General features: G+C 47.7%; 1 tRNA gene and 1 rRNA gene. Both read left to right on the forward strand.

The features are described from left to right. Nucleotides 1-74: transfer RNA gene (locus A3SG_RS0118090), tRNA-Ala, on the forward strand. A 127-nt stretch (nucleotides 75-201) separates the two neighbouring features. After that, a 23S ribosomal RNA gene (locus A3SG_RS0118095) occupies nucleotides 202-2,684 on the forward strand; the annotation flags it as partial.

Here is a 2,684-nt window from a genome sequence, read left to right on the forward strand (position 1 = left end):
GGGGGATTAGCTCAGCTGGCTAGAGCGCCTGCCTTGCACGCAGGAGGTCAACGGTTCGACTCCGTTATTCTCCACAATTCCGAAAGGAAAAAAGTTCATTGACATATTGAGATAAGAAAAAATATAAAAAGTAGAAAGCATTTTACTTGTTTATTATTAGACAAGTAGAAAGAACAGTCTTAATTAAATTTAAGATTGGTACAATAAGCAAAATAAGGGCGTATGGGGGATGCCTTGGCTCTCAGAGGCGATGAAAGGCGTGATAAGCTGCGAAAAGCTACGGGGACGGGCACACACCGATTGATCCGTAGATACCTGAATGGGGCAACCCACTATGTTGAAGACATAGTACACCTTCGGGTGGGCAAACCCGCTGAACTGAAACATCTAAGTAGGCGGAGGAGAAGAAAACAAAAGTGATTCCGTAAGTAGTGGCGAGCGAACGCGGATTAGCCCAAACCAATGATGTTACGGCATTGTTGGGGTTGTAGGACCACGATATTTTATGTACAAAGAATTAGAATCTACTGGAAAGTAGGGCCAGAGAAGGTGATAGCCCTGTATAAGTAATGAGTATAATAGATAGTGGTATCCTGAGTAGGGCGGGACACGAGAAATCCTGTCTGAATTTGGCGGGACCATCCGCTAAGGCTAAATACTCCTGAGAGACCGATAGTGAACCAGTACCGTGAGGGAAAGGTGAAAAGAACCGTGAATAACGGAGTGAAATAGATCCTGAAACCATACGCTTACAAGCGGTCGGAGCCCTTTAGTGGGGTGACGGCGTGCCTTTTGCATAATGAGCCTACGAGTTAACGTTGCTGGCAAGGATAAGTGGTTAAGCCACGGATCCGTAGCGAAAGCGAGTCTGAATAGGGCGCTTTAGTCAGTAGTGTTAGACGCGAAACCGTGTGATCTACCCATGGACAGGTTGAAGCTGTGGTAACACATAGTGGAGGACCGAACCCGTTGACGTTGAAAAGTCTTGGGATGATCTGTGGGTAGGGGTGAAAGGCCAATCAAACTCGGAAATAGCTCGTACTCCCCGAAATGCATTTAGGTGCAGCGTTAGTTATAAAGTTATATAGAGGTAGAGCTACTGATTGGATGCGGGGGCTTCACCGCCTACCAATTCCTGACAAACTCCGAATGCTATATAATGTTCACTAACAGTGAGGGCTTGGGTGCTAAGGTCCAAGTCCGAGAGGGAAAGAACCCAGACCATCAGCTAAGGTCCCCAAATATATACTAAGTTGAAAGAACGAGGTTTGTCTGCATAGACAGCTAGGATGTTGGCTTGGAAGCAGCCATTCATTTAAAGAGTGCGTAACAGCTCACTAGTCGAGCGGACGAGCATGGATAATAATCGGGCATAAGTATATTACCGAAGCTATGGATTACCTATTTATTTAGGTAGTGGTAGGGGAGCATTCTATCAGGGTAGAAGGTGAGTCGTAAGGCTTGCTGGACCGGATAGAAAAGAAAATGTAGGCATAAGTAACGATAATGCGGGCGAGAAACCCGCACACCGAAAGACTAAGGTTTCCACAGCTATGCTAATCAGCTGTGGGTTAGTCGGGACCTAAGGCGAACCCGAAAGGGACAGTCGATGGACAACGGGTTAATATTCCCGTACTACTGTTAACTGTGATGGGGTGACGGAGTGATGAAAGTGCCGCGAACTGACGGAATAGTTCGTTGAAGTACCTACCTATAAGCTGCGCAGGCAAATCCACGCGGCTTGGGGAAATACGATAGTACTCGGAGTCTTCGGACAAAGAGATAGTGCACCTAAGGGCTTCCAAGAAAAACCTCTAAACTTCAGGTTAATAGTACCCGTACCGCAAACCGACACAGGTAGTCGAGATGAGAATTCTAAGGTGCTCGAGAGATTCATGGCTAAGGAATTAGGCAAAATAGACCCGTAACTTCGGGAGAAGGGTCGCCAGCAGCAATGCTGGCCGCAGTGAAGAGGTCCAGGCGACTGTTTATCAAAAACACAGGGCTCTGCAAAATCGTAAGATGAAGTATAGGGCCTGACACCTGCCCGGTGCTGGAAGGTTAAGTGGAGATGTTATTCGCAAGAAGAAGCATTGAAATGAAGCCCCAGTAAACGGCGGCCGTAACTATAACGGTCCTAAGGTAGCGAAATTCCTTGTCGGGTAAGTTCCGACCTGCACGAATGGTGTAACGATCTGGACACTGTCTCAGCCATGAGCTCGGTGAAATTGTAGTAGCGGTGAAGATGCCGCTTACCCGCAGTGGGACGAAAAGACCCTGTGCACCTTTACTATAGCTTAGTATTGACCTTGGACAAATGATGTGTAGGATAGGTTGGAGACTTTGAAGTGGCGTCGCTAGGCGTTGTGGAGTCATTGTTGAAATACAACCCTTTGTTTGTCTGAGGCCTAACCCCGTTATACGGGGGACATTGCTTGGTGGGTAGTTTGACTGGGGTGGTCGCCTCCAAAAGAGTAACGGAGGCTTCTAAAGGTTCCCTCAGTACGCTTGGTAACCGTGCGTAGAGTGCAATGGCATAAGGGAGCTTGACTGAGAGACATACAGGTCGATCAGGTACGAAAGTAGAGCATAGTGATCCGGTGGTTCCGCATGGAAGGGCCATCGCTCAAAGGATAAAAGGTACGCCGGGGATAACAGGCTGATCTCCCCCAAGAGCTCATATC

It is taken from the genome of Flavobacterium sp. ACAM 123, from assembly GCF_000264055.1.
GTDB lineage: Bacteria > Bacteroidota > Bacteroidia > Flavobacteriales > Flavobacteriaceae > Flavobacterium.